The organism is Aliiroseovarius sediminis (assembly GCF_022678485.1).
Taxonomy (GTDB): Bacteria; Pseudomonadota; Alphaproteobacteria; order Rhodobacterales; family Rhodobacteraceae; genus Aliiroseovarius; species Aliiroseovarius sediminis.
The window spans coordinates 192,551-216,991 of record NZ_JALBYP010000018.1; the positions used below are offsets into that span (position 1 = coordinate 192,551).

At 60.0% G+C, this 24,441-nt stretch carries 23 protein-coding genes and 1 tRNA gene; 17 read left to right on the top strand and 7 right to left on the bottom strand.

The genetic code is table 11. The features are described from left to right. Nucleotides 1–107 precede the first annotated feature (107 nt). Nucleotides 108–578: a transcriptional regulator NrdR gene (nrdR, locus tag MN186_RS01035; protein ID WP_242110965.1), complete on the top strand. Its 471-nt coding sequence runs from the start codon at nucleotides 108–110 to the stop codon at nucleotides 576–578. Continuing rightward, nucleotides 575–1,675, top strand: coding sequence for a bifunctional diaminohydroxyphosphoribosylaminopyrimidine deaminase/5-amino-6-(5-phosphoribosylamino)uracil reductase RibD (ribD, locus tag MN186_RS01040; protein WP_242110966.1), 1,101 nt, complete (start codon nucleotides 575–577; stop codon nucleotides 1,673–1,675). The genes nrdR and ribD overlap by 4 nt, the downstream gene beginning before the upstream one ends. On the opposite strand, the gene MN186_RS01045 is transcribed toward ribD, so the two are convergent. From MN186_RS01045 to MN186_RS01055, 3 genes are all read right to left on the bottom strand, one after another. Beyond that, a complete protein-coding gene (locus tag MN186_RS01045) occupies nucleotides 1,660–3,720 on the bottom strand; it encodes a capsular polysaccharide biosynthesis protein (RefSeq protein WP_242110967.1) in 2,061 nt (686 codons plus the stop codon). The two genes, ribD and MN186_RS01045, sit on opposite strands and share 16 nt — an antisense overlap. A 13-nt stretch (nucleotides 3,721–3,733) precedes the next feature. Further along, entirely contained in the window at nucleotides 3,734–4,876 is a 1,143-nt protein-coding gene (locus MN186_RS01050) for a polysaccharide biosynthesis/export family protein (RefSeq protein WP_242110968.1), read from the bottom strand. A gap of 97 nt (nucleotides 4,877–4,973) precedes the next feature. Further along, on the bottom strand, nucleotides 4,974–6,266 hold the full coding sequence (locus tag MN186_RS01055; RefSeq protein WP_242110970.1) for a capsule biosynthesis protein: 1,293 nt from the start codon (nucleotides 6,264–6,266) through the stop codon (nucleotides 4,974–4,976). A gap of 194 nt (nucleotides 6,267–6,460) precedes the next feature. Between MN186_RS01055 and MN186_RS01060 the strand changes: the two genes are divergently transcribed. From MN186_RS01060 to MN186_RS01090, 7 genes are all read left to right on the top strand, one after another. Next, nucleotides 6,461–7,048 carry a riboflavin synthase gene (locus MN186_RS01060; protein ID WP_242110972.1) on the top strand — a complete coding sequence of 196 codons (588 nt, stop codon included), beginning with the start codon at nucleotides 6,461–6,463 and terminating at the stop codon, nucleotides 7,046–7,048. Nucleotides 7,049–7,138: 90 nt separating this feature from the next. After that, a complete protein-coding gene (locus MN186_RS01065; protein ID WP_242110973.1) occupies nucleotides 7,139–8,104 on the top strand; it encodes an MBL fold metallo-hydrolase in 966 nt (321 codons plus the stop codon). Nucleotides 8,105–8,168: 64 nt separating this feature from the next. Further along, a complete protein-coding gene (locus tag MN186_RS01070; RefSeq protein ID WP_242110975.1) occupies nucleotides 8,169–8,807 on the top strand; it encodes an NYN domain-containing protein in 639 nt (212 codons plus the stop codon). Nucleotides 8,808–8,887: 80 nt separating this feature from the next. After that, entirely contained in the window at nucleotides 8,888–10,021 is a 1,134-nt protein-coding gene (ribB, locus tag MN186_RS01075; RefSeq protein ID WP_242110977.1) for a 3,4-dihydroxy-2-butanone-4-phosphate synthase, read from the top strand. Nucleotides 10,022–10,024: 3 nt separating this feature from the next. Further along, on the top strand, nucleotides 10,025–10,576 hold the full coding sequence (locus MN186_RS01080; protein WP_242110979.1) for a 6,7-dimethyl-8-ribityllumazine synthase: 552 nt from the start codon (nucleotides 10,025–10,027) through the stop codon (nucleotides 10,574–10,576). Then, nucleotides 10,573–11,040: a transcription antitermination factor NusB gene (gene nusB, locus MN186_RS01085; protein ID WP_242110980.1), complete on the top strand. Its 468-nt coding sequence runs from the start codon at nucleotides 10,573–10,575 to the stop codon at nucleotides 11,038–11,040. The genes MN186_RS01080 and nusB overlap by 4 nt, the downstream gene beginning before the upstream one ends. Before the next feature lie 134 nt (nucleotides 11,041–11,174). Beyond that, entirely contained in the window at nucleotides 11,175–11,474 is a 300-nt protein-coding gene (locus MN186_RS01090; protein WP_242110981.1) for a hypothetical protein, read from the top strand. A 36-nt stretch (nucleotides 11,475–11,510) separates the two neighbouring features. Here MN186_RS01090 and MN186_RS01095 read toward each other — a convergent pair whose 3' ends face one another. Continuing rightward, on the bottom strand, nucleotides 11,511–12,650 hold the full coding sequence (locus tag MN186_RS01095; protein WP_242110982.1) for a PQQ-dependent sugar dehydrogenase: 1,140 nt from the start codon (nucleotides 12,648–12,650) through the stop codon (nucleotides 11,511–11,513). Between the two features lie 371 nt (nucleotides 12,651–13,021). Here MN186_RS01095 and MN186_RS01100 point away from each other — a divergent pair, with 371 nt between their 5' ends. Further along, on the top strand, nucleotides 13,022–13,480 hold the full coding sequence (locus MN186_RS01100; protein WP_420838878.1) for an MmcB family DNA repair protein: 459 nt from the start codon (nucleotides 13,022–13,024) through the stop codon (nucleotides 13,478–13,480). Nucleotides 13,481–13,551: 71 nt separating this feature from the next. Here the strand turns inward: MN186_RS01100 and MN186_RS01105 are convergent, their stop codons facing one another. Further along, nucleotides 13,552–13,764, bottom strand: a complete 213-nt coding sequence (locus MN186_RS01105) for a DUF6324 family protein (protein WP_242110983.1) — start codon at nucleotides 13,762–13,764, stop codon at nucleotides 13,552–13,554. Nucleotides 13,765–13,870: 106 nt separating this feature from the next. Between MN186_RS01105 and MN186_RS01110 the strand changes: the two genes are divergently transcribed. Beyond that, nucleotides 13,871–13,947, top strand: a tRNA-His gene (locus MN186_RS01110). A gap of 31 nt (nucleotides 13,948–13,978) precedes the next feature. On the opposite strand, the gene MN186_RS01115 is transcribed toward MN186_RS01110, so the two are convergent. Next, entirely contained in the window at nucleotides 13,979–14,314 is a 336-nt protein-coding gene (locus tag MN186_RS01115; protein ID WP_242110984.1) for a DUF6476 family protein, read from the bottom strand. Here MN186_RS01115 and MN186_RS01120 point away from each other — a divergent pair. The 5 genes from MN186_RS01120 to MN186_RS01140 all read left to right on the top strand — a co-directional run bounded on the left by MN186_RS01120 (nucleotide 14,313) and on the right by MN186_RS01140 (nucleotide 19,722). Further along, nucleotides 14,313–15,350 carry an RluA family pseudouridine synthase gene (locus MN186_RS01120; RefSeq protein WP_242110985.1) on the top strand — a complete coding sequence of 346 codons (1,038 nt, stop codon included), beginning with the start codon at nucleotides 14,313–14,315 and terminating at the stop codon, nucleotides 15,348–15,350. The two genes, MN186_RS01115 and MN186_RS01120, sit on opposite strands and share 2 nt — an antisense overlap. Nucleotides 15,351–15,380: 30 nt before the next feature. Next, on the top strand, nucleotides 15,381–16,823 hold the full coding sequence (gene cls / locus MN186_RS01125) for a cardiolipin synthase (RefSeq protein WP_242110986.1): 1,443 nt from the start codon (nucleotides 15,381–15,383) through the stop codon (nucleotides 16,821–16,823). 191 nt (nucleotides 16,824–17,014) lie between these two features. After that, complete coding sequence (gene rpoH, locus MN186_RS01130) at nucleotides 17,015–17,911, top strand: RNA polymerase sigma factor RpoH (protein ID WP_242110987.1); 897 nt, start codon at nucleotides 17,015–17,017, stop codon at nucleotides 17,909–17,911. Between the two features lie 187 nt (nucleotides 17,912–18,098). After that, a complete protein-coding gene (locus tag MN186_RS01135; protein WP_242110988.1) occupies nucleotides 18,099–18,368 on the top strand; it encodes a DksA/TraR family C4-type zinc finger protein in 270 nt (89 codons plus the stop codon). Between the two features lie 307 nt (nucleotides 18,369–18,675). Continuing rightward, the gene (locus tag MN186_RS01140; RefSeq protein WP_275066111.1) at nucleotides 18,676–19,722 is read left to right on the top strand and encodes a cytochrome-c peroxidase; all 1,047 of its coding nucleotides are present in this window, start codon (nucleotides 18,676–18,678) and stop codon (nucleotides 19,720–19,722) included. Between the two features lie 50 nt (nucleotides 19,723–19,772). Here MN186_RS01140 and MN186_RS01145 read toward each other — a convergent pair whose 3' ends face one another. Continuing rightward, nucleotides 19,773–21,608: a M3 family oligoendopeptidase gene (locus tag MN186_RS01145; protein WP_242110989.1), complete on the bottom strand. Its 1,836-nt coding sequence runs from the start codon at nucleotides 21,606–21,608 to the stop codon at nucleotides 19,773–19,775. A gap of 186 nt (nucleotides 21,609–21,794) precedes the next feature. On the opposite strand from MN186_RS01145, the gene MN186_RS01150 reads away from it, so the two are divergent. Beyond that, entirely contained in the window at nucleotides 21,795–24,335 is a 2,541-nt protein-coding gene (locus MN186_RS01150; protein WP_242110990.1) for a penicillin-binding protein 1A, read from the top strand. The last annotated feature ends 106 nt before the right edge of the window (nucleotides 24,336–24,441 follow it).

Sequence of the window (24,441 nt, forward strand, 5' to 3'; positions counted from 1 at the left end):
CTGACTACACAAGACCTATGGGCTGCCCTATAGTGCCTGTGGATAACTGGGCGACCGACCGACGAGCCAAGGCCCGGTCAACGCCCGAACAAGGAAAGAGGACGCCGATGCGCTGCCCGTTTTGCGGAAATATTGATACCCAAGTAAAAGACAGCCGTCCGGCCGAAGATCACGTTGCCATTCGCAGGCGGCGGTTTTGTCCGGCCTGCGGCGGGCGGTTCACAACCTATGAACGCGTGCAGTTGCGTGACCTTGTGGTGGTCAAGACCAACGGCCGGCGCGAGGATTTCGACCGCGAGAAGCTGGAACGCTCGATCCGCATTTCGATGCAAAAACGCCCGGTTGAACCGGAACGCATCGACCAGATGATCTCGGGCATCGTGCGTCGGCTTGAAAGCATGGGTGAAACCGATATTCCGTCCAAGACAATCGGCGAGATCGTGATGGAAAGTCTGGCCCGGATCGACACTGTGGCCTATGTGCGCTTTGCCAGTGTTTACAAGAACTTCCAGGCTGCCGATGACTTCGACAAGTTTGTAAGCGAGCTTCGACCGGACGTCGCGCCGGAAGACGAGTGACCCAATCTGACACGCGTTATATGCGTTTGGCCCTGTCGCTTGGGCGACGGGGTCTTGGGCGTTGTGCGCCGAACCCCGCTGTGGGCTGCGTGATCGTGCAGGGCGCACGGATCGTGGGTCGTGGCTGGACGCAACCCGGCGGACGGCCCCATGCCGAAACGGTGGCGCTGGCGCAAGCCGGGGCGGCGGCGCGCGGGGCGACGGCCTATGTGACGCTGGAACCCTGCGCCCATCACGGACAAACGCCGCCCTGCGCGACCTCGTTGATTGACGCAGGCGTTGCGCGGGTGGTGGTCGCGCTTGGCGATCCTGATCCGCGTGTGGACGGGGGCGGGTTAACCATGTTGCGCCAGGCTGGGGTCGAGGTTGAAACCGGTCTGTGCGCAGATGAAGCCCGCGTTGATCAGGCAGGCTTCCTGACCCGTGTCACGCAAGGCCGCCCGATGGTGACGCTGAAACTGGCCAGCTCGTTTGACGGGCGGATCGCCACGGCCTCGGGTGACAGTCAGTGGATCACCGGCGCCGAGGCGCGCCGCCATGTTCACGCGATGCGCGCCACCCATGATGCGGTGATGATCGGGGCAGGCACGGCGCGGGCGGATGATCCGTCTCTGACCGTGCGGGGGCTTGGTGTCGAACACCAACCCATCCGCGTTGTCTTGTCACGCCATCTGGACCTGCCGTTGGACAGCCAACTGGCCCGCACGGCCCGCGAGGTGCCGGTTTGGGTTTGTCACGGCCGCCGCGCCGCGCCGGAAGTTGTCTCGGCTTGGGCTGGCATAGGGGTCGAAATGATCGAAGTGGGCGAGACGCAAGGCGCACTTGATGCAAGTGCTGTGCTGCGAGCCCTTGGCGACCGTGGCCTGACCCGCGTCTATTGCGAAGGGGGCGGCAGTCTGGCCGCTTCGCTTCTGTCTGCAGGGGTTGTGGACGAGCTTGTGGGCTATACCGCCGGGGTCGCACTGGGGGCCGAAGGAAGGCCGTCGCTTGCCGCGATGGGGCTGGATCGGCTGTCTTCTGCCCCCCGCTTCGATCTGGTCGAGGCGCGCGCGATCGGCAGCGACGTCTTGCACCGCTGGCGTCAGCGCCAAAGATAGGCGTAGCTGGCGAACAATCCTTGCAATTTCGACAATATCCGCGTGACCGGGGTGATCTTGGGCGGTGTGCCGCTGGCCAGACGGTCCACCACCACCTCAACCGGGCAGGCGGTGCCGGTCACGGGATCGTGGTAGCGTGGATAGTCGATCAATACGGCATGGGACAGTGCGATCAGGTCGGGCCGCGCGGTGCGGCGGGCGGGGATTGTTCCAAGATCGTGGGTCAGCCCCCAACCCGCATAGAAGGGCGTGCCAAGACAGGTGACTTTGCAGCCGCGCAACAGCGCCTCGAACCCAAGGGTCGAGGTCATGGTCCAAACCTCGTCCACCGCGTCGATTAACCCGATGGGATCGGCATTGTCCGCGACCAGATCGGCAAGTATGCAGGCTTGGTCAGGCGGGACGGCGCCCGCGCGTAGCCCCGCTTCGACATCCGGATGGGGTTTGTAGATGATCACGGCGTCAGGGTTTTCCGCACGGGTCTGTTCGAGCAGGGCCAGATTGGTGGCGACTGTATCAGTGCCTAACCGGATCGAGGCATCGTCTTCGACCTGTCCCGGTACCAGGATGCGGTGCCCCTTGGCCAGACGATCCAGCCCCTCGGGCAGCGGGCGGTCGAGGTTATATTTGCCAATCCCCGCTGTCGCCAGCCGCGCGATTAGCCCTTCGGCTCGTTCGCGGGCGTAATCGGGCAGGCTGTGTGATGCAGCGATCAGGCGTTCCAACCGGCATTCGCGGGTGGGGTCGTAATAGATGCCAAGATCATCGCGCACCAAGGACAGCGGGGGCACCAGTTCCGCGCCCAACCCGCGTGAACGCAGGAACCCATCCTCGATCCGCAGAAGCGGGGCGTGGGTCTGGTGGTCAGGTTGCTCTTTTCCGGCCCAGATCATCAGCGGGCGTTCGATGTCAGTAGCCCCCTTGGCAGCACGGGCGGCATTGTCGTCGAAGATCATCGCTGGGCCGTCTGCGAAGAACTGCGCCAGTGGGCGGCGCTTCCACAGGCGCATTCCACTGGCGACATAGCCGCGTTGATCCTCGCGCCACGCGCGGGCGCGGGCTTCAAGCGTGTCCAGCACGGTCTCGATCTCGCACAGTTGGTGGCGATACGGATCATACCATGTGGGATAGAGGATCATCGCCCCCATAAAAAGCTGCGTGCGGGTAAGTGTGCGCGTCCGCCGATCCACCGGCCGGTCGTCCACCGTCAGCCCCCAACCCGCATAGAAGGGCTGCCCGAACACATTGGGTTTGTGCCCCGCCAGAATCGCTTCGAACCCCATGCCGGAACTGACGGTATAAACCGCCTGCGCGCCTTCCAGCAGCGCCCAGGGGCTGACGGGGTCCGAGATCAGGCGCACCTGATCATTTTCATCCTCAACACCGTAGTGACCTTCGCGATGACCCAGCGAAGTCTCTGGATGTGTCTTGATCAGGATGCGCGTGTCGGGGTGGTTCAGACGCGCGGCGACCAGCATTTCACGAAACGTGTTTTCCGATGCACCAGCATGAGCGATCGAGGCGTCATTGCGCGTCTGGTCGATCACCAGCACATAGGGCGCATCTGGCACAGGCTGGGCGGGGTCAAAGGCGTTATACTTCGATAGATGGGCGTGTCGCATACGGTCCATCGCGTCGCGCGCCCGGCGCAACGTATCGCTGTGGTCCAGCGGGTCCGTGGCAAGGATATGTTCCAGCCGCGAGGGTTGTGCGCTGTCGAAATGCACGCCCATGTCGTCGATCAGAAGGCCTAGAGGTGGCTCGCCCGATCGGCCGGGCGTGACGGACCGCAGGAAGGCATCCTCGACCTGAATCAGGGGGATGCCACGGCGGGCGGCGATGGTCTCGCCCCGGCCCGAGGTCGGGCTTTTTCCCCAAGTGCCCACGCAGTCGCCATCTTTGGGCAGACCAAGCCGCACGTCCCAACCCGCCAGCGCCAGAATACGGCGGATGCGGGGCTGGGTCAGGAAGCCTCCGTTATAAACGTAAAGCCGCCGGGGGGATGCCCCGCCAGCGGCTTTGTCCATCTCTGGTATCTGGGCCATCATGCCGTCTGGATCAGGATCCGGACAGCGATTGGTTCAGTGACGAAATCGACCCCGCGGTGGCCAGCGACCCGGTCAGGGCCGACAAAAGCTTTGTCCATTGGACGTAAGGTGCTTCGGTTACGTACACCGTGTCGCCATCGCGAATGATGAAATCGCGGGCTTCGAACATGCCGTTGGGTTCGGTCAGGTCCAGCACGTAAACCATGCGCTGGGTGCTGCTGATGTCGTTGCGGCCCAGCACGGTGTTGGCGATTTCGGCGCGTTCATCGCGCAGGATGAAGATGCCTTTGGGATCCGCAGACGAGGTCGACAGACCGCCCACTTGCGCAAGTGCCTCCATCGCCGACAGGGTTTGGGTCTCGAACCGGACGCGTGCTTGGCCCCCGGTCGCGCCGATGGCGGTATAGGATCGTGTGTCTTCTTCGACCAGGATACGGTCGCCGCCGCGCAGGGCGATGTTGGTGTCGGGGTGGTTGAATAGATCCTGGAACCACACCTCGCCGGTCTGGTTTCCGCGGTTGACCTTGATCTTCGCGATCTCGGGCGAAATGGCGATGCCACCCGCGCGTGCCAGCATGGCATTCAGCGTGCGTGTGGGGCGTTCAATGGGATAGACACCCTGACCGCTGACAGCCCCGGTGATCGTCACGGTGGACCCGTCACCAGCCAGACGGCGGACCAGAACCTGCGGGTCTGGAGTTTGTTCGGCTAGTTTGCCGGTTATGATCCGGCGGATCGCTTCGGGCGAGTTGCCAGCGGCTTTGATGCGGCCAGCATAGGGAATGAAGATGAAGCCCGAGCCGTCCACCTGCACCTCTTCCAACGCGGCGGGTGCGCCTGCGGTCGTCAGAATGCCCTTTTCGACGTTTTCCCAAATCGAGATGCCCAGCGTGTCGCCCGGCTGGATTGTGTCTGATCCGACCAGCCCCGCGTTGGCGAAGGCCTTGGAAAAACCGAGCTCGGGTACAACAGCGGTGGCCCGGTTGACGCGGTCGTTCACCAAAACGACGATGGCATCGCGCGCCTGATTTTCCGAACTTGCGAACAATTCCTGCTTGCTTGGGCCGGATCGGGGCAGGCCACAGGCACCAAGCGACACGACCAATGCACATGCGGCCGCTGCGCGCACCCATTTATTGCCAACGATGCTCAATGCTCGGGCTCCTTGTAACTGCCGGCGTACCGGACCCATATTTGACGCGAACCTAGTTTGAGGCGCGCCGTATATCCAGCATTTCCCGCAAGGGGTGCTAATTTACGCTTCGCAATTGTTGCCGAGGTGCCGCTGTTCCGCGTTCCAGCGCCTGATAAGGGTCATCCATGGCCAGCATCATGTCCACCACCTGACGAAGCAATTGTCGCCGCCCGCGCGATGAGTAGTAACCACCTGTCACCTGGCTGGTTTCCAACAGGTAGTGGCGATAATCGCGATAGGCGCGGCTGTCGGGGCGGGTCGGTTGGTCGAAGAATTCCGTAAGGGGTTGGGACGAGGTGAATTCCGGTTTGTCAAAAACCGCGGTGCCGAACACCTTTAACGGTAGCCCGCGCCATAACACCTGTTGGGCGGCGGTCGAATTTACCGTCACCGCAGATCGCGCATCGTCCAGCAGCCGTGCCAGCTTGCCCCCGCGCACGTAATGTACCCGGTCGGCGATGCCGTATTGCGCAGCAAGGCGGCGGATCTGGGCGCGCTGCGGCACGCGCCCGTCCTCAAGCGGGTGAGCCTTGAAGACAAGGTGGTGATGGGGCGGGGCGCCCGTGGCAAAACCTTCAACTACCGCCTCAAGAAACTCTGTCATCGTGTTGAAAGGGCTGTGTTTTTGAAAGCTGGAGTCGTGCTCAAGTTGAAGCAGGGCAAGATGATAGGGGAAGCCACCGTATTTGATGCGGCCCGTCGCTGCAATCCGGTTGGCGGCAATGTATGGCATCAATAACAGCCGGATCAGATAGAGCTTCAGCTCTTGCCCAACGCTCAGTGCCCGATGAGGGCGGAAATTGCCATAGCGGCGGTTTGCGAACATCACGAACCAATGATACAGCGCGCCATAGAAGACATGGTGGCGCATGTCGCCCCAATGGGCCGGCGCTTCTGGTATATCAAGTTCGGCATCTGCCAACGCCGCGCGCATCTGCTTCACTGTCATCTGCATCAGACGGGAATGGCCGTTCGATCCGTCACGCTCATATGTTACCCAATAAGGGCGCAGGTAGCCTTCTTCAAACACATGCACGGTCAAACCACGGGTGCGGGCGATCTCGATCGCTTGTGCATGGATCGGGCGGGTGTCGCCATAAAGCACGATATCGGTGATCTTGTGCCGATCCAGCAAAGCGGAAAACCGCGCGGGCCAGGTGTCGTGCGGTGCGGTGAAAGGAATGTAACTGGCGCGATCACGCCAAAACACCTGATCGCCCATATTGAAGCCCACGCGCCAAACGTGCGCGCCCGCCGCCCGCAGCATTCGCCCCAATTGCCAGAAAAACGGGCCGTGGGGGCCTTGCAACAGCAAGAAACGTCGTTCTTGGCTGGTCATTTTGCTCATGGCGTATTCCGTGTGACTGTATCTTACCCTCAACCTCGGTGGCCCCGAGGATTTCCCTTTCTGGCCCGCCTTCCTTTATAATGAAAGGGGAACCTTTCAGTTCCGTAACCCATGATGTGGCCCGCGAAGCGCTTGGCAAGACCGTCGTGTCGCGCTAGGTCAAAGGCAACGCAGTCCGACGGCAAGGAGAGGTCATGTTCACAGGTATTATCACCGATATCGGGCGCGTCGCAGCCTTGGAGCAATCCGGCGACATGCGCGCCCGGATCGAGACCGCATATGACACCAGCAGCATCGACATCGGTGCCTCGATCGCGTCGGACGGGGTTTGCCTGACGGTCGTGGCGCTGGGTGAAGACTGGTATGACGTTGATATATCCGCCGAAACGGTATCGAAAACCAATCTAGGCTCGTGGACGGTGAGCCATAAGGTGAACCTTGAGCGCGCGTTGAAGGTCGGTGACGAGCTTGGCGGGCATATCGTGTCAGGTCATGTGGACGGCGTGGCCGAGATCATCGGTATGACAATCGAAGGTGACAGCACTCGCGTTCGGTTCCGTGCGCCCTCTGAGTTGGCGCGCTTCATCGCGCCGAAAGGGTCTGTCGCGCTGAACGGCACATCGCTGACCGTGAACGAAGTTGAGGGTGATGAATTTGGCGTGAACCTGATTTCGCACACCAAAGAGGTGACGAACTGGGGGCAGGCAAAGATCGGCGACCGGGTGAATCTGGAAATCGACACGCTGGCGCGCTATGTGGCGCGGCTGGCGGAATATGGGTGATTGGAACGCGCGGGTGTGGTTGTTGTCTTTGACATATTCGGGTGCGGGCATATGATTGGCCGAAACGCCTGACCCAAGACGGAGCCACCCATGACCCTGATCCGCCCGACCCGCCGTGACCTTCTGCGCCTTGCCGCAATCGCGCCGGCTTTCGCCATGCCTGCCACCGCCCGCGCCATGCTGGGCGCGCCCACCGCTGGCAACCCGGCGCATTTCAGCTTCACACTGGGCGAGGCGCGGCTGACCGTGGTATCGGATGGCTATTTCTCGCTGCCCGGCAGTGGGTTGGCGGTGAATGCGCCCGAGGACGAGAAGATCGCGTTTCTGAAAGATCATTTTCTTGATCCCGAGCGTGGCTATTCCCACACCAACCACTTGTATGTCGAAATCGGCGATGCGCGGGTGCTGATCGACGTCGGTTCTGGCACCCGCTGGCTGGATACGACCGGGCGGCTGATGGGCAACCTTGAGGCCGCCGGGATTGACCCGATGGGCATCACTCATGTGGTGATCACCCATGCCCACCCGGACCATATCTGGGGCATTCGTGACGACTTTGACGAACCGCTGATCCCGGACGCTGAATACTTCATGGGCGAGGCCGAGCAGGCCTATTGGCTGCAAGACGGTCTGGTGGACCAAGTCGCGCCAGAGCGACAGCAATTCGTGGTGGGTGCCGTGAACTCGATCAATGCGGACGGATTGGAATGGACGCTTGTGGGCGGGGGCGCCGAGGTGGTGCCGGGTGTGCGGCTGCTGGACAGCCCCGGTCATACGCCCGGCCATCTGTCGGTGATGATCGACAGCGGCGGGCAACAGTTGATCGCCACCGGCGACGCGCTGACCAACGCCTATACCAATTTCGCTCATCCCGACTGGTTCAACGACACTGACACGGATGGCGAGATGACGGTGGTCAGCCGCCGCAAGATTCTGGACATGGCCGCGTCTGACCGGATTGCTGTGCTGGGCTATCACTTCCCGTTTCCCGGCGTGGGGCACGTACGCCGCACGGCGGATGCGTTCGAGTTTGTGCCCGCGCTGTGGCAGTTTTGACCTGATGACTTGATCTGTGCGCTGCGATGCCTAACTAAACCTTTCAGGTAAGAAAGGATTGTTGATGAATAATAACGGGTTAGGGTCGCCCATTGACGACGACCGCGTCGCGTTGCTGATTGATGGCGAAAACATCTCAAGCGCGTTGGCGGGCAAGATCATCGTCGAAGCGGGGAAGTTGGGCGAGCTTCTGGTCAAACGAGTCTATGGCAACGCCGCGCGTATTCGTGGCTGGGACGAGGCACCGGGCATCAAGCTGGTGCATACCGGGCTTGGCAAGAACGCGGCCGATATTGCGCTGGCGCTTGACGCGGCAGAACTGAGCTTCGAGGCGAAGGTCAGGACCATTGTTCTGGTCAGTTCAGATGGCGATTTCTCGCACCTTGCGACCTTCTTGCGTGAACGCGGCCATGTGGTTGCCGGGATGGGCGAGGGGAAAGCCCCGGTGAATTATCGCAAGTCCTGTTCCAGTTGGTTGACGCTGGACACCAACCCCAAGGATATGGATCAGAAGATTCTGGCCGAGATGCGCAAGCAGAAGGACGGGTTGTTGATCGGTCGCGTCAGCCCGACCTTGCGCGCGGCGCTGGGCGTCACCCTGTCTGATCTGGAAGAAAAGACTTGGCGCAAGTATTTCGAAAAACGCCTCGACACGTTCAAGATCACGGGGGACGGGCAGCAGACCAGGATTACGGCGCGTTAGAATGCCCGCGCGCCGCCTTTGCGCTGGCAAACGCATCCCGCCTGCGCTAGTCACGGGCGCGAACCTGAAGGGAACGCGCCATGCCTGATCGCAGCACATATGAAACGCCCGGCCCGGTCGAGGCCAGCTTGTCGGACGCCATCTCGTCCGCCGAAGAGATCATCGAAGACGCCCGCGCGGGCCGGATGTATATTCTTGTCGACCACGAAGACCGCGAGAACGAGGGCGATTTTGTCATTCCCGCCGATGCCTGCACCACAGAGGCGATCAACTTCATGGCCACCCACGGACGCGGATTGATCTGTTTGCCGATGGAGGCCGCGCGTATTCAGGAATTGGGTCTGTCGATGATGTCCACGCACAACTCCTCGCGCCATGAAACGGCGTTCACCACCTCGATCGAGGCGCGTGAAGGCGTCACAACCGGCATTTCCGCCGCCGACCGTGCACTGACGGTGTCCACCGCCATCGACCCTGCCAACGGCCCCGCGGACATCGCCACCCCCGGTCACGTCTTTCCCTTGCGCGCCCGCAATGGCGGCGTGTTGGTGCGGGCAGGGCATACGGAAGCCGCCGTTGACATCTCGCGCCTTGCTGGGCGCACCCCCGCGGGCGTGATCTGCGAGATCATGAACGAAGACGGGACGATGGCACGTCTGCCGGAACTGGTGGACATTGCCCAAAAGCACGGGCTGAAGATCGGCACCATCTCGGACCTGATCTCCTATCGCCGCCGCCACGACAATCTGGTGCGCGAAACCTCGCGCGAACACGTCACCTCGCAATATGGTGGCGATTGGGAGATGCGGATTTTCACCGACCTGACCCATGAGATCGAGCACGTGGTGCTGATCAAGGGCGACATTACCACGCCGGACCCGGTGCTGGTGCGCACCCATGCGCTGCAAGAGGCGCAAGATGTGCTGGGCCTTGGCCCGCGCCCCGCTGATGAGTTGCCCCGCGCCATGCAGATCATCGCGGATGAGGGCAGGGGCGTTGTCTGCCTGTTCCGTGAACCACGCAAGACGCTTCATGCCAACGATGATGACGACGGGCCGCGCACGGTGCGCCAGATCGGGCTTGGCTCGCAAATCCTGTCCGCCCTCGGCCTGCATGACATGGTTCTTTTGACCGACAGCCCGGATACCCGATATGTGGGTCTTGACGCCTATGGGCTGACCATCACCGGCACCCGACCCATTCAGAAGGATTGAGACATGGCCAAAGCTGAACAGCATTACGTGCTCGACCGCCCGGAGTTTGACAAGCCCGTGAAACTTCTGATCGTCGTCGCGCCCTATTACAAGGACATCGCCGACAATCTGGTCGCCGGCGCCAAGGCCGAAATCGAAGCGGCAGGCGGCACATGGGACCTGGTCGAGGTGCCCGGCGCGCTGGAAGTGCCCACCGCCATCGCGATGGCCGACCGGCTGTCGAACTTTGACGGTTACGTGGCGCTGGGCTGTGTGATCCGGGGTGAGACAACGCATTACGAAACCGTTTGCAACGACAGCTCGCGCGCGATCCAGATGATGGGGCTGCAAGGGCTGTGCATTGGCAACGGCATCCTGACGGTGGAAAACCGCAAGCAGGCCGAGGTGCGCGCGGACACCAAGGATCAAAATAAAGGCGGTGGGGCTGCGGCTGCGGCCTTGCATCTGGTCGCGCTTTCGCGCAAATGGGCCGGCGCAAGCAAAGGTATCGGGTTCAAGTCGATCTCGGACACGATCAAGCTTGCAGGTGACACGAAGGATACCCCTACCGCATGACGCTTTCCGGCAACCAGAAACGCCAGATGAAATCCGCCGCCCGTTTTTTTGCGGTACAGGCACTGTTCCAGATGGAAGCCTCGGGGCAAACAGCCGATCGGGTGATGGTCGAATTCGAAGACCACCGTTTTGGCGAGGAATTCGACGACTATGCAATGGCCGAAGGCGACAGTCGCCTGTTTCGCAAACTGATCGAGGATGCGGTGAACCATCAGGCGAAGATCGACCAGATGACTGACCGCGCGCTGGTGGCCAAATGGCCCTTGGGGCGCATCGACCCGACCTTGCGCGCCCTGTTCCGTGCTGCCGGTGCCGAACTGACGCAGGGCGAGACGCCGCCCAAAGTTGTGATCACCGAGTTTGTGGATATCGCCAAAGCCTTCTTCCCGGAAAGCGACGAGGGCAAATTTTCGAACGCCGTTCTGGATCACATGGCCCGCGAAGCTCGCCCGGAGGCGTTTTGATCGGGGGTCAGATTATCGCCGAATATACCTGCAAACATGCGGCGCGAGGGTGCTGAGTTGTACCTTGCGCACCGTCGCCCCTTTAATTTCCGCTCAACTGCGTTAAGTTGAAGGTGAAACGGAAAGGAAAAACCATGCCACGCCTCGTTCGCCTTTATATCAAACAAGTGCTGATCGGGTTCGGTCTGTCAGCGACTTTCGTTGCGCTTTTGCTTTACACCAATGTCGGCAATTTGTGGCATCTTGTGTCCACGTCGGACATTGGTTGGATTGCCGTACTGATGTTGTTCATGTTCAACGGCATTGTGTTTGCTGGCGTCCAGTTTGCCATCGCTGTTATGCGGATGGAACATGACGACACGCCCAAGGGCGGCAAGCGTGAGCCGGTGGCCACCAATATCCCGGTGCGTGTGGAAGCGACCTCGCAGAAGTAACGGCCGGCAAGCTGACACATCGTGCAGGGCTTGAACCTAGCGCGGCGTCAAACGAATCAGCCTTGCGTCGCCCCCGTCCTCGATCACCCACAAAGCGCCATCCGGCCCTTCCTCCAGATCCCGCAGGCGGACGTTCCAACTGAACCGTTCGACCTCGCGCGCCGTGTCGCCGTCAATCGCGACGCGGATCAGCGCGCGGCTGACAAGGCCACCGATCAGCGCGTTGCCCTGCCAATCGGCGAACATCTCACCGGAATGGATCACCAGACCCGATGGCGCGATGCTGGGCACCCAGAACGCGGCGGGGGCGGCAAACTCGGGGCGTGTGTCGTGGTCGGGGATGGCTTTGCCACTGTAATTGTCACCCATCGACACCACCGGCCAGCCATAGTTCAAGCCGGGTTTGATCAGGTTCAACTCGTCCCCGTGGCGCGGGCCCATTTCGTGGGTCCAGAGCTGTTGGTCAGCGTCGAAGGCGATGCCCAGAAGGTTGCGATGCCCGAGCGTCCAGAAGGTCTTGGCCAGTTCGCCCTGATCCTGAACCGGATTGTCGGCGGGCACCGTGCCGTCGTCATTCAACCGGATGATCTTGCCAAGCGCCATGTCCCATCGTTGGGCCGGGGTTTGTTCCTGCCGGTCACCCGAGGTGATGAACAGCTTGCCCTCCTGCGCTGACCCCTTGGGACCGAAGGCGATCCGGTGCGAGAAATGACCGGCCCCGGGGCGGTGGGGCTGTTGGCTCCAGATCCGTTCGATATCCGTCAGGGCGGGCGGATCGTCTTGGATCAATGTTGCGCGCACCACCACGGCGCCACGCGTCGCCCCACCATCCTGACTTTCGACATAAGACAGGTAAATCAGTTTGTTCTCGGTGAAATCCGGGTGGGGGACCACATCGCCCAAACCGCCCTGACCGCCGACCACCGGGTTTGGCACACCATCGACCGCGCGCTTGCTGCCATCGGTCGAGACAAGCCAGAGCTTGCCCGGTTTGGTGGTTACCAGAAGCTGGCTGTCGTCAAGGAAGCTGATCGCCCATGGCTGGTCGAACCGGGCGACCGGCGTGGCCTGAACCGCGCTGCCCGCTGACCCTTCGACGTTGAAGGCATCATCGTTTTGGGCAATCGCTTCGATGGGGGCAAGGCCAAGGGTAAGGGCCAAAAGCAGATGTTTCACAGTATCCTCCCAAACAGATTGTTTCGCTTCCCGCTTAGCCTACGCCAAACCGGCACGCGACCGGGAACAAAACCGCGTGAACATACGGTGGTCGGATCAGGGAAAAGTTGGCGGAACCGCACGCATCCGTCGGGGTCAGAATTCCCGAGGACCTGTATTTACAGGTGGGCGCCGGGTAACCGAACCAGGGTCCGGACAGAGCCAGCTCCCTCGGAATTGCTTAAGGCCACTGGAATTGTACCCACGTGGGACGAGAAGGGCAGAAGCCGCCACGGCCTAGATAAGCGGCCGATAAGGGCCTTACAAGGGGAGAGATCGGGCTGAATTGCGGTGCATTGACAAAATGTTCATGAATTGTTCATGTTGGACCTATGGAGATGCCAAGCCAAACCTTGATGCCCGGCCAATTGCTGGCGCGCGGCGTATGTCGCCACATGCTGGCCCACGGCTTCGTCACGGTGGAAGAGCTTGTGCCGACGCGGGGGTTGCGGGTGGATGTGATGGCGCTTGGACCGAAAGGTGAGATTTGGGTGATCGAGTGCAAATCCTCTCGCGTGGACTTCATGTCGGACCAGAAATGGCAGGGTTATCTGGAATGGTGCGACCGCTATTTCTGGGCCGTGGACGGAGATTTCCCGACCGATTTGTTGCCGGAGGGCACGGGGTTGATTATTGCCGACAGCTTTGACGCCGAGATCATCCGCATGGCGCCCGAGGACAAGCTGCCACCTGCGCGCCGTAAGATGATGGTGCAGAAATTCGCCACCCATGCGGCGCGCAGGTTGCAGGGCTTTCGCGATCCAGGCGTGGCAGGCCTTGTCAATATCTGAGGGAAAGGGGGCTCTGCCCCCTCGGGACTTCGTCCCTCACCCCCGGGATATTTTGGGCCAGAAGAAACGGACTATTTTTTCTTTTTCGACTTGGCGCTGTCAGCCAAGGCGCGGGCTTGTGCGGCGGCAGTGCGGAGTTCTTCGGCGATTTCCTCGGCCTCTTCCGGCTCAAAGTCCATCGGCAATTCGACCCCGCCACCTTCGATGTAAAGCCGCACCATTCCCAGTGAGGTGGGCCCGATCTGAAGGTTGGCGTCGATGTCGCTTTCGTCGTTGATGCCCATGTCTGGCCTCCTGAAACGTGTTGCTTCGGGTTAGTGGTCTTTCGCACATTTTTCAAGCCGCCACCTCTTGCATTGGTCTGCATGGGGGGGTAAATGCAACCAGCGTGCCGACATAGCTCAGTAGGTTAGAGCGCTTGATTGTGGATCAAGAGGTCCCCCGTTCGAGCCGGGGTGTCGGTACCATCCCCCAAAACTGCGAAATCACCCTCTGCGTTCAACGAACCGTAATGCGTTTGATCAGGTCGCCGGTGCCGTGGTCGAAGACGAGGATTTCGTCGCCCGCCACCACCGCATACCAATCCGGGCCGAAGGTGATTGCGTCGGCCGTCATGCCGTCGGGCAGGGTGATCTGGTCGGGCAGGGCGGGGGCCCGCGTCTGATCGGGCGTGGTTTGCGAGAAACGCATGACAACGACGCTCACCAGCACTACAAGGCCCACAATCGTGGTGAGGGTCATGGCCGTCACCAGAGTTTTCAGATAACGCACGGTGCCTTGGCCCACGGTAGCCTCGAGTGCTGCGTCCAGATCCTGTTCAGGAGTATCGTTCATGTCATCCTCGCACCGTATCGTCGCGGTCACCATTGCAGAGAACCCGCCCAAGCGCCTTGATAAGGCGATTGCACGCGATGTGCCAGAGGAGGCGAACCTGTCGCGCTCGCGCCTGGCACGGTTGATCGCAGCAGGGGCGGTGCGGTGTGGCGGGCAGGTCATGGATGACCCGCGGGCCAAGGTGGTCGAAGGCGACCAGTTCGAAATCCACGTGCCCGAAGCCGAGGAGAGCCATATCGGCCCCGAGGATATCCCGTTGGATGTCGTCTATGAGGATGCCGATCTGATCGTGGTGAACAAGCCTGCCGGTATGGTGGTGCATCCAGCCCCGGGCACGCCGACGGGCACCTTGGTCAACGCGCTTTTGCACCATTTTGGCGGTGAATTGTCAGGCGTGGGTGGGGAAAAGCGGCCCGGCATCGTGCATCGGATCGACAAGGATACCTCGGGTCTGTTGGTTGTGGCAAAGTCGGACGCGGCCCATCACGGATTGGCCAAGCAGTTCGAGGCGCATAGCGTCGAACGTCGGTACAGCGCTGTCACCCATGGTGCGCCCGACAAGGGCGATCCGCGGTTGGGCGGCATTCGCGGCACCAGTTTCGAGGCTGGCAATATCCTGAAAATCACGACGCAACTGGCGCGGCACAAGACGGATCGGCAAAAGCAGGCGGTGCTGTTTTCTGGCGGGCGGCATGCCATCACGCGCGTGCGCACCATCGAGGTTTTCGGCGACCCGGCGCAGGCTGCGATGATCGAATGCTGGTTGGAAACCGGTCGCACCCACCAGATTCGCGTGCATATGGCTCATGCAGGGCATGGCCTGATCGGGGATGCGACCTATGGCGGAAAACGCAAACTGAACGTGAAAGCTATCGGCGAGGCAGGCGCCCAATCGGCGCGAAACTTCCCGCGACAGGCGCTTCATGCGGCAACGCTGGGATTTGAACATCCCGTGACCGGCGAGAACTTGAGGTTTGACGCGCCCTTGCCCGCCGATATGGTGGCCTTGATCGAAACATTGCGGGCGGGGGCATAAACCCGCTGGACGGAGCGGGGCAGGCGGGTCATGACGACGGTATCTTGGGGATCCTGGGGGGCGATCTGGGCGGTTCTGCTGATTTTGCTGGACCTGGCCACGATCGCGCGGGCGGTAACGCGTGAACATCGGTCGCCTGCATCTCGATTGGCGTGGAGCGTGGTGATCATGACCTTGCCAGTGGTCGGTGTGGTGGCCTATTTCTTCCTTGGGGACACCAGCGCGGACCGGAAATCTGATCGAAAACTCAAGGATTTGCGCCGCGAGCTTCCCAAACAGCCGAACGACCAGCCGCGTGCTGCGCTTCCTTTGCTGTATCGGCAGGCCTTCGCGCGGGCCGCTTCCGTCAATGGATTCTTGCCGTTGGCGGGCAACCGTGCTGACGTGACGATCGACAGCAATGAAAGCATCGACTGGCTGGTGGCCGATATAGATGCGGCGACGGACCACGCGCATCTTCTGTTCTATATATGGCTGGCCGACGATAACGGCACGCGAGTGGCCGAGGCGATGATCCGTGCTGCCCGACGCGGCATCAAGGCGCGGGTGATCGTGGATGGGCTGGGATCTCGCAAGCTGTTGTCCGATCCGCTGTGGATGCGGATGAATGAGGGCGGGGTGGAAACGGTCGTTGCATTTGCGTTCCGGTTTCCACTGCTTTCGGCCTTTATCCGCAGGTTGGACATTCGAAATCACCGCAAAATTGTCGTGATTGACCACGCGATTACATATGTGGGCAGCCAGAACTGTGCCGATGCTGCGTTTCGCGTGAAGAAGAAGTTTGCGCCTTGGGTCGACGTGATGCTGCGCGTTGGCGGGCCTGTGGCATGGCAGGCACAGCGTCTGTTCGTGTCGGACTGGATGGTGCATGGCGGCGACGATATCGCACGCTATCTTGACCACGAGCCCGAGATGCCCAAAGGCGGTTTTCCCGCAGTGATGGCGGGCACGGGACCGACCGAAAGCGTCCATGCGGTGCCCGATATGATGCAGATGCTTTTGGCCTCGGCGCAGAAAGAGGTGATTATCACCACGCCCTATTATGTCCCGTCCGAGGCGCTGCATCAGCAGATTTGCGCGGCTGCTTTGCGGGGTGTCTATGTGCGCCTGAACGTGCCAGCCACGAATGACAGCCTGATCGTCGCCTTTGCGTCGCGCAGCTTCTATCGGTCGCTCTTGAAAGCCGGGGTTGATGTCTACGAATTTCAGCCCGGTCTGCTGCACGCAAAGATACTGAGCGTTGACGGCACCGCCGCGCTGGTCGGTTCGCCCAATCTGGACCAGCGCAGCTTTGATCTGAACTATGAGAACAGTATGATGCTGGTTGATGAGGCAACCGTCGGCACGCTGCGTGAAAAGCAGAAGGTGTTTCTGTCCATGTCCGATAAAGTTCAGCGTGAAGTGGTGGCCGGCTGGACCGTTCCACGACGGCTTTTGTTTAATAGTATTGGGATGTTGGCGCCTTTGTTGTAAATTACTCGCAATTTAATGCACGACCGCGTGAGTTTTCATGACACGCTCTTCACTTTCGCAAGGTGTGCGGGCATATTTATCTCAACACGACTGGTCAATTTCGTTTGTCTGCATGTTGGGAAGGAAGCGCGGGGGTTGTTATCATGCCAATCCCCTAACCCGTGCGGGCAGGTGGGAAAGGAACTGACACCATGAGCAACTTGAAAAATCTACCGGCTCCGACGCCGGAAGGCGGTTTGAACCGCTATATGCAGGAAATTCGGAAGTTCCCGATGCTGGAACCCGAAGAGGAATACATGCTGGCCAAACGCTGGGTCGACCATCAGGACCGCGATGCGGCGCACCAGATGGTGAACTCGCACCTGCGGTTGGCGGCCAAGATTGCGATGGGCTATCGCGGCTATGGCCTGCCGCAAGCCGAGGTGATCTCCGAGGCTAATGTGGGCCTGATGCAAGCTGTCAAAAGGTTTGACCCGGAAAAAGGCTTCCGTCTGGCGACATATGCGATGTGGTGGATCAGGGCTTCGATTCAGGAGTATATTCTGCGGTCGTGGTCTTTGGTGAAACTGGGCACGACTTCTGCGCAGAAAAAGTTGTTTTTCAACTTGCGCAAGGCGAAGGCCCGCATCGGCGCTTTGGAAGACGGCGATTTGCGCCCGGACAACGTGGCGCGTATTGCCAGCGATCTGAATGTGACCGAGGAGGAGGTCATATCGATGAACCGTCGCCTGTCGGGGGGCGATGCGTCACTGAACGCGACCGTTTCGGCAGACGGCGAAGGCTCGATGCAGTGGCAGGACTGGCTGGAAGACGAGGGTGCCGATCAGGCTGGCGATTACGCCGAGCAGGACGAGCTTGAGGTCCGGCGCGAGCTTCTGGCGCAAGCTATGGACGTGCTGAATGAGCGAGAGAAAGACATCCTGAATCAGCGTCGTTTGAAAGATAAACCAATCACGCTGGAAGAACTTTCGGGTGTCTATGATGTCAGCCGCGAACGCATTCGCCAGATCGAAGTGCGCGCCTTTGAAAAGCTACAAAAAAGGATGCAGGATCTTGCTTCCGAGAAGGGGCTATTGGAAGAGGTCTGATGCTGAGGCCCTGTTGTTTCCGACTTGACCGACCCGCGATACGCTGGGTCGGTCAGGTCGACAACTTCGGCCGCACGGTGTCCGGGGGCGCGACATATCCTTGCGCGCTTAAATTTTCCCGCGACACGCAAGCCATGATCGACCGCGTATTCGACGTGGCCGTTGATATTAGCTGACGGAGGGCAAAATGGCAGGTGGTTGGGCGCGCGACGGCGCGGTTCAGGAACAGATTGACGCCTCGGTTCAGGACGAACTGGCGCGGTTGCGTGCTAATCAGGCGCCGGCCGGCGAAAGCCGCACCCATTGCGCGGAATGTGAAGAGGAAATCCCCGAAGCCCGGCGCAAAGCCATTCCAGGTGTGAAGTTGTGTATCGACTGCATGCATGATCGAGATGCTGCATTCAAATCACGACCGGGGTTCAACCGGCGTGGATCAAAGGACAGCCAGTTGAAGTAAAGGGACACAATGTGGCTCTAACGGTGAGACCAGGATCATTTGGTCCGCTATTTTTCGGAACGGTAAAAAGGCAAATGCGTTTAGGAAAACGCGATACTTTGAGGAAGCACCTTTCTTTTTAAACCTGTTTCATCCTTTGATTTACCAAGCGACTGACTGACTTTGTGTTTACTTGGTCACATAGTCAGACCTTCCGACTTCTGAACGTGTTTAGAGTAATTCTAATTTAGAATTGATCCAGATCAGTGCAGTGGCCCATCCTGATCCTAGTGTCGTGTTACGCGCGAGGTATTAGGAGAATGGAAAGATGTTTGGAAAACTGACACTTGCCGCTGGGTCGCTGCTGACGGTCGCAAATATGGCATATGCCGATGATCTGCGCGCGGTGGCGCTTGAAACCTTCAAGCCGCTGCCCTCGACGGTGCCGGCAGTGAAGGACAACGTGATTACCGAAGCCAAGATTGAGCTGGGTAAAGCCCTGTTCTTTGACCCGCGCATGTCGGCATCGGGCGTTTTCTCATGCAACTCATGTCACAACTTGGCAACCGGGGGGGACGACAACATGCCAACCTCGATCGGGCATGGTTGGCAGAAGGGGCCACGCAACTCGCCCACGGTGTTGAACTCGGTTTTTAACGAGGCGCAGTTCTGGGACGGTCGCGCCGCAGACTTGGCCGAGCAAGCAAAGGGTCCGGTGCAGGCGGGGGTCGAAATGGCCAACACACCCGACAACGTGGTCGCGACGCTGAATTCCATGCCGCAATACGTCACCTGGTTCAAAGATGCGTTCGAGGGCGAGGCCGATCCGGTCACCTTCGACAACTTCGCCAAGGCGATCGAGGCATACGAAGCCACGCTGATCACCCCCGCACCGTTCGATTCTTGGCTAAACGGCGATGACAATGCCATGACCGAACAGCAACTGGCCGGGCTTGAGCAGTTCGTGGATCTGGGCTGCTCGTCGTGCCATTCGGGCGTTAACCTGGGCGGACATGGATATTATCCGTTCGGCCTGATCGAAAAGCCCGGTGCGGATATTCTGCCGGAAGGTGACAAGGGGCGATTTGCGGTCACCGAAACGGCGGATGATGAATATGTCTTCCGCGCTTCGCCGTTGCGGAATATCGCGCTGACCGCGCCCTATTTCCACTCTGGTAAGGTCTGGGATCTGAAAGTCGCCGTCCAGATCATGGCCGAAAGCCAGTTGGGTGAAGAGATTGATGATGCGACCGCCGATCAGCTTGTGGCGTTCATGGAAAGTTTGACTGGCACCATGCCGGAAGTCACCTATCCGCTGCTGCCCGTCGAAACCGCAACCACGCCGCAGCCCAGCGGAGAGATTGTAGTCCAGTAAGTGGCAGCAACAAGGAAGCGGGGGGCCGAAAATGCCCCCCGCGTTCTTGATCAGTCTTCCATCGCTTCCAATTCATCAATGAAGCCTTCGATCATCGCCAGCCCCTTGTCCCAAAATTTCGGGTCCGAGGCATCAAGACCGAACGGAGCCAGAAGCTCTTTGTGGTGTTTTGATCCGCCCGCTTTCAGCATCTCGAAATACTTGTCCTGAAAGTCGTCGCCGCCTTCCTCATAGACCGCGTAAAGCGCATTCACGAGACCGTCGCCAAACGCGTAGGCATAGACGTAGAAGGGCGAATGGACGAAATGCGGGATGTAGGCCCAGAAGGTTTCATAACCGTCCATGAATTCGAATACCGGGCCAAGGCTTTCACCCTGAACGCTCATCCAGATGTCGTTGATCTGGTCGGGGGTCAACTCGCCGCCCGCACGAGCTTCGTGCAGTTTGCATTCGAAGTCATAAAATGCGATTTGGCGCACGACCGTGTTGATCATGTCTTCGACCTTGCCTGCCAGAAGAACCTTCTTCTCAGCCGTGGTTTTCGCTTCGCTCAGCAGTTTGCGAAAGGTCAGCATTTCACCGAAGACCGAGGCAGTTTCGGCCAGCGTCAGCGGCGTTGATGACAGCATCTCGCCCTGATCTGCGGCCAGCACCTGGTGGACGCCGTGGCCGAGTTCGTGGGCCAAAGTCATCACGTCGCGGGGCTTGCCGAGGTAGTTCAGCATCACATAAGGGTGTACGTTGGTCACTGTGGGGTGGGCGAACGCGCCCGGCGCCTTGCCGGGTTTTACGCCCGCGTCGATCCAACCTTTTGAAAAGAACGGTGCTGCAATCTCGGCCATGCGTGGGTCGAAATCAGCATAAGCGTCCATGACGATCTTCTCAGCCGCAGGCCAATCGACCAGCTTGTCGTCCTCCATTGGCAGGGGCGCGTTGCGGTCCCAAACCTGCATCACGTCCAGCCCCAGCCACTTGCGTTTCAATTCATAATACCGGTGGCTCAGGCGCGGATAGGCGGCGACCACGGCGTTGCGCAAGGCTTCGACCACTTCGGGTTCCACGTGGTTTGCAAGGTGACGCCCGGTCTGCGGGCTGGGCATCTTGCGCCATGTGTCCTCGATGTCCTTTTCTTTGACCAAGGTGTTGTGAACGCGCGAAAAGATCTTGATGTTCTCGTCCAGCACACGGGCAATTTCTTCCGCGGCGGCTTGGCGAATATCGCGGTCCTGGTCGGTCAGAAGGTTCGCCGTGGCTTCAAGCCCCAGTTCTTCGCCATCGACGGTGAAAACCAGCCCCGCGATGGTTTCGTCAAACAAGGTGTTCCAAGCCGATGCGCCGACCGAGGACTTGTCGTGCAGAAAATGCTCCAACTCGTCGGACAGTTGATATGGTCGCAAGGCGCGCAGTCGGTCAAAAATGGGCTTGTAGCGGGCCAGTGCCGCATTGTCGGCAAACCAGCCGTCCAGCACCTTGTCGTCGATCCGGTTCACTTCCAGCGAGAAAAAGACAAGCGGCGCGGTGAATACAGTGATCTTTTCTTGGCAGTTTTGCAAAAACTGCGCGCGGTCGGCATCGGTGGTTTTCTGATAATAGCGCAGACCGGCGAAAGACATGATGCGCCCGCCGATCAGGTCGATTTTTTCATAATCTTCGATACAGCCCAACATGCCTGCGGCATCCAGATCCGCCAGTTTATCTTGATACGTCGCGGCAAAATCGGCGCAGGCTTTTTCAAGCCACTGCAAATCGCGCGCGAGTTCAGGGGCATCTTGCGAGGCGTAAAGGTCGCTCAGATCCCATTCGGGCAATCCCTCAAGCGGTTTGTCACCGGTTTGTGCGTTTGCATCAAATACGGGACGGGCGGGGAAGGGAAGGGTGGTAAGCATTGGGCCTCCGGTTTTGTGTGTGGGTCAAGACATATGACGCGGGCAGGTCAGTTGCAATCCGCCCCCGCAGGGTGTGACGTTTGCCGCGACAAAGGGCGCAAAATGGCCGATTTTCCCCGCCAAGGGGTTTTGACCCGGCCCTGCGGTCCCTTTATAGGAAGGAAGCAGAATTCAAAGGACGCGCGCGTGATCAGATTCATTCTTGGCATTTTCGGTGCCGTGTTTACCGGCATTACGTTGGCCATTTTCATGGCTGCGCTGGCGATCGGCGGCGTTTTCTGGATGTATTCCAGGGACTTGCCCAGCCACGAACAACTTGCCAACTATACGCCGGCAACCATCAGTCGGGTGTATTCCGGCGAAGGTCAACTGATGGATGAATTCGCCCGCGAACGCCGCCTGTTCACCCCCGCTGACGAGGTTCCGGCACTTGTGAAGCACGCTTTCATCTCGGCCGAGGACAAGAATTTCTATACCCATGCGGGGTTTGACCCGCGTGGGATCGCGGCGGCTGCACTTGAAGCGGCGCGGGGTGGCAAGCTGCGTGGCGCGTCCACCATTCCGCAGCAGGTGGTAAAGAACTTCCTGCTCAGCTCTGAGCGATCGGCGGAGCGCAAGATCAAGGAGCTGATCCTGTCGGTGCGTCTGGAAAGCACCTTGTCCAAAGATGAGATTCTGGCGCTGTATCTTAACGAGATTTTTCTGGGTCAGAACTCGTATGGTGTGACCGCCGCTGCGCAGACCTATTTCAACAAGACACTGGACGAATTGGAGCCGCACGAGGCTGCAACGTTGGCCGCGATGCCGCAAGCGCCCAGCAATTACCACCCTGTTCGTGCGAAGGAACGTCTGCTGTCGCGGCGCAATTACGTCCTGCGCGAGATGTTTCAGAACGGGTATCTGGACCGGGCGACTTACGACACCGAGGTGGCAAAGCCCCTGAGGTCGGTTCAGAATGGCGACTTCCCCGCTTTTCGCGAGGCGCTTCCGCCGCGGGATTACTTCACCGACGAAATCCGCCGCCAACTCAGCCGTGATTTCGGGGAAGAGGAGTTTTTTACCGGCGGTTTGGCCGTACGCGCCACCGTCGACCCGGATTTGCAGGACGTGGCCGCGAAAAGCCTGCGCATAGGGCTTGAGAAATATGACCGCAGCCGAGGCGTCTGGCGTCCGACCGGCGTGACCTTGCCCAACGAGGCGCTGGCCGACGAAGACACGTGGCGCGCGGCACTGGCGGACACTCGTTTTCCGCGAGATATCGAAGGCTGGTACCCGGCTGTTGTGCTGGACGTCGGCGCTAATGATGCGCGCATCGGGATTGAAGGCGTGCCCGAGGACGAAGACGGTCACTGGATTCCCGCCAAGGACGTGACATGGGCGCGTCGCCGTCTGGAAGACCGCAGTCTTGGACGCCGCGCACAGGTCGCAGGCGATTTGTTGAAGGTGGGCGAGGTCGTGCATGTTCGCCAAATGACCCGTGATGATGACGGCAGCTTCATCCGCTGGACATTGCGACAGGTGCCCGAAGTGCAGGGCGGGTTCATGGCAATGGACGTGAACACCGGCCGGGTGATCGCGATGCAGGGGGGCTTTAGCTATCAGCATTCGGTCTTCAACCGGGCCACGCAAGCAACGCGTCAGCCGGGGTCGAGCTTCAAGCCCTTCGTCTATGCGGCGGCGCTGGACAGTGGCTTTTCGCCTGCCACCATCGTCATCGACGCCCCGATCGAGGTTGTCGCGGGGGGTAAAATCTGGCGGCCCAAGAACTATTCCAATCGTTTTTATGGCCCAACGCCCCTACGGACGGGGATCGAGCAGTCGCGCAACTTGATGACCGTACGTCTGGCGCAGGAAATCGGAATGGACACGGTGGCGGGCTATGCTGAACGCTTCGGCGTCTATGACCGTATGAACCAGTTTCTGGCGAACTCTTTAGGCGCCGAGGAAACGACGCTTTTTCGCATGGTCGCCGCCTACGCGATGTTTGCCAATGGCGGAGAGCGGGTTGAACCCACGCTGGTCGACCGGGTACAGGACCGTTGGGGCAAGACTATTTATCGCCATGACAGCCGCCAATGCACCGATTGCGACGACCCCACGCTTGCCAATGGGCAGGCGCCGGAGATTGTATCAGACCGCGAACGGGTGATGAACGCCATCACCGCCTATCAGTTGACCTCGATGTTGCGGGGGGTGGTGGAACGCGGCACCGCGCGCAGCGTGGTCAACCTGCCGGTGCCGACGGCTGGCAAGACCGGCACGACCAATGACGAACGCGACGCGTGGTTCGTCGGCTTTACGTCGAACATCGTGGCCGGGTGCTATATCGGGTATGATCGCCCGCGCTCGATGCCTGGCACGTCGGGTGGGGGTATGTGTGGCCCTGTGTTCCAGCGTTTCATGTTAGAGGCGATCAAGGAATATGGCGGCGGTGAATTCAAGGTTCCGCCGGGCGGGCATTTCATCAAGATTGATCGCTTTACCGGCTCGCGCCTGCCGCCCGACGCTTCGGGCGATCACGTGGTCGCCGAATATTTCCGCGATGGGGAAGAACCGCTGTTCGGCGTGATGTTTGACGGCGGCTTTGCGATGGGGGCCAACCTGCCCATGTTTGACCGTGGCGAAACCGACGATGAAGGAACGCAGGTCCAGACCTCGACAGGGAAAACCGTTGTGGTGCCGGGCAAGGCCGATTTTGGCTCGATGTCGTCGGGGGGGCTATACTAGGGCGTCAGCCTTGGCGGGCGTTAACCATTCATATGTGCCAAGACGCATTTTGCCCATTGTCATTCCAACCCCGGACCACGTATGGTCAGCATGAGGTGGACCACAC